Annotated in this window: 1 protein-coding gene; it reads right to left on the reverse strand. The window is 48.7% G+C overall.

Annotated elements, in window-relative coordinates:
- Positions 1-2999: DUF5906 domain-containing protein (locus QUB20_RS28260; protein WP_333251429.1), on the reverse strand; the 2999-nt coding region annotated here is incomplete at its 3' end.
- Between the last annotated feature and the right edge of the window lie 205 nt (positions 3000-3204).

Raw genomic sequence — 3204 nt, forward strand, 5'->3', positions numbered from 1 at the left:
TAAATTTTCCGCAGGTTACAGAAGAGCATTGAGATTACCCGTCCGCCCTTCATACCTTCGCGCTCTTGCCAGTCAACTTTGCAACTGATGCTTGTATGAATCTCAACGATGCGACCGTGCCAGTTGTAGCTAGAGTCCTCTGGCTTGTTGCCAGCCACTTTGTCTCCGACTCTGAATGCTTTGAGCGGGTCGGAGCAGGGGATGCCTGTGAGTAACTCTGTCAGTTTTTGCTTGTCGGAATCCGAGAGTTTGGAGAATGAATTGCAAAAGTCTAAAAGACTTGGCGAAATTGCTCTGCCATCTCTGCCAGCGCTCTCTGTAAGAGTTGTAGCTCTGCCAACTGCTCTGCCAGCATGATGTGGCAGAGCAGTTGGCAGAGCAGTTGGCAGGGCTGTAAGTCCCTCTGTGTCTACTGGCAGAGCTGGCAGAGCAAGATTCGCGGGTAATTCAGAATTTTGCACAAAACCAATTCCAGAAAGATACCATTGCGCTCTACGCTCCATCTCGTCTCGCCCGTTATATTGCAACCTTTTGAGTTTGGGAAAAATCTCTGAAAACCTTGCGAATACTTGATTTATGGCTTTTACAGGTGTGTCGTATTTGTTGGGTAGATCGTGCCAAATTAGCTTGTCTTTGCGATCGCCCGTGCCCTGTTCAATTTCCAATGTCCCCGTTTCCACATACCACTCTTGCAGCCGTTCCCACAAATCCTTGATGTAGATGCGGCCGCCAGATTGTACCTCAATGCCAGCGTCGCGGACAAATTGCCAAAGGTGACGGCTTTCCTCCTGAGCCTTCTGCATCGCTTCCTTGGTTGCCTTGTAGTCGATACCCTCGGAAAGTAGTAGTGGCCATCGCTCCAACATCTTGTTAAGCATCGCGGGTGCAATCTGTTCCAAAATGAACTTTTCATCATCCTTAAAGCGCGGGTCAGCTTCTAATTGCCCCTCAGCAGCGATCGCATTTTTGGCATAAGTCTTCTCAAAATTCAGAATTCCGTACCGGCCTTCGATCGCCTCGGTTCCTCCAGTGATGGATGGTAACTTATTGCAATTAGCAAAAAAAGTAGCAACCGGCTTGTATTCGTGGCTGTCCTTACCTTTGGGTTCAATGTCTATCGGGTCACCAGTAATGAACTGCTTAAGACTCTGAATATTGTCTAGGTCTACTTTTGCAGTGTTCTCTGAAGCCCAGTTACAGACACCCCCTAGCAGACCTGACAGATTAAACTTGCGGCCGATATCATAGGCTCTGAAGTCAGACAAAGACTTCCCAGTCATTCCATTCCCATAAACTGCAGCGAGCGCTGCGCGTAAAGTGTCCTTACCATTGGAGCCTTCGCCGTGGCAGAGCAAACCTTTAACACCCCGCCCCGTCAACTTTGAGCGAACCAGTTTTAGGTTGAGTGCAGCAGCAGCCGTCCGCAGGAAAATTTCTCGCTGCGATGGCTCCAAACACTCCAAAAGGCGATCGCAATCTGCCGGGTCAATAGTGGGGTCATATTTACACCCGACATAGGTATAGATGTTGTTTGGATCATGTGGTTCTACCTTGTAAGTGCCGTCAGGATTGACTTTGATTACCCCATTAAGGGTATTCAAGCCATCAGGGTTAATGGTGTTTGGATCTACCGCAAACCCTGCAATTACCCAGTCATAAACCTGGTTAATGCTTGCAGAATTAGCGTATTTCTTGCGAGGGACGTGCCGAACCATCTCAACGTAGTTACTCAGATAGTCTCGAATACGTCGCTTCTCTACCACCTCTAGGCGCAACTCGTAATGAGTGCCAGTAAACCGATAAAGTTGCCCCGCGATAGACACCCAATGCCCCTCGGAATAGAGATATTCCTCAGCTTTTAGTACAAAGTTTTGCTCTCCGGCAGGCGCTGTGTCTGGGATGTAGTCGCTTCCACTACTGTCATACTTCTGGCATACTACTTCTTCTCGCGTGCGCGGGTGAGAAGTTAAAGAAATAGAAGTAGTTGATTCCATTGCAGCGTCGTTGACTGCTTCCTCTACCAGTCGGATGAATTCCTCGCTATCTATGGCTTCCAAGATTTCTCGGATGTCTCCCGCCTCTGGGATGTCTGGGTAAATGACACGCGGGTCAACAACCACACAAGGGAACTGGATGTGACGGGCAACCAGCCAAACTTCTTGACCCTTCTTGATACCTGCGTCATCGTTATCGCGCAACACTGCAACACTGACGTTTTTGCCTGTCGCTTGCAGAGTTTCGAGCATTATCTGAATTTCGGGATGGCTCCAATTGGAACCTTGCAGAGTCAGGGCTGCTATGCCGATGCCCCGTGCAAGTTCTACGTTATTTTCCCCTTCAAGCATCAGAACGAGAACGGGTTCACCGTCTGGTAGTGCTTTTAGTAGTTCGACAACTTCATCAATCCGATATGCAGGCCAGCGAGTATCGCCCTTGCTCCAGACTTCCTTGCCACTGGGGTCTATGTGAATTTGGCGGCAAGTTTTGTCGCGTCCCTTTGGTTTACTTGCGTCTAACCAATCAAACCGCAAAACCTTTTGAGTGTCGCTGTAGGCGTAAGTGATTTGTGTGGCACTGTCGGGAACGCCTTTGGGAAAGTATTTGGGTTGTTCGGTGCGAGGTGGTTTTCCGGGGGCGGGTAATCTCAGAAGTTTCGCGCCGATCGGAACTGGTACGGGTCGGTATTCCTTCTTTTTGGCTTTAGGCTTTGATGCCTGTGGTTTACTTGCCTGTTGCTTGAGTTTTTCTTCTTCACACTCTGCTAAAAATTCAGCCAATGGTCGGATAGCTTCCCGAATATCAGCGGTTGAGCAAGCGTTCGTCCAGCATTGGTACTTGCCGTTCTTGGAGTTAATCCCTAAACTGTGACCCTCGCAAACAGGGCAAATATAGTAATTTTTGGCTTTGCCTGGTTCCAGCTTGTTGAGATGGTCGCGGATGTCGAATTTTTTTGGGGTGCTTGAAGTTTGCTCGTTATCTGGAGTAGAATTGTCGTGCATGAAATTTAGCTCGCCTCTACGACGAGTTGAATGTGGATAAAGGCCTCAAAACCGTTGCAAGTCAGGTACCAATTGATAGCAGCGGTTTTTTGGTGTCTAGAATTTGTTGAAAATTTAAAACAGGTGGTACCGCCCCGCTAGTTGACTAGGGGTGCGATTAAGCTGTCGTTGCGAGCACAGCCACCTATTTCGGCGTCAGGAAATG

The sequence above is a fragment of the Microcoleus sp. B4-C2 genome (assembly GCF_036705265.1).
GTDB lineage: Bacteria > Cyanobacteriota > Cyanobacteriia > Cyanobacteriales > Microcoleaceae > Microcoleus.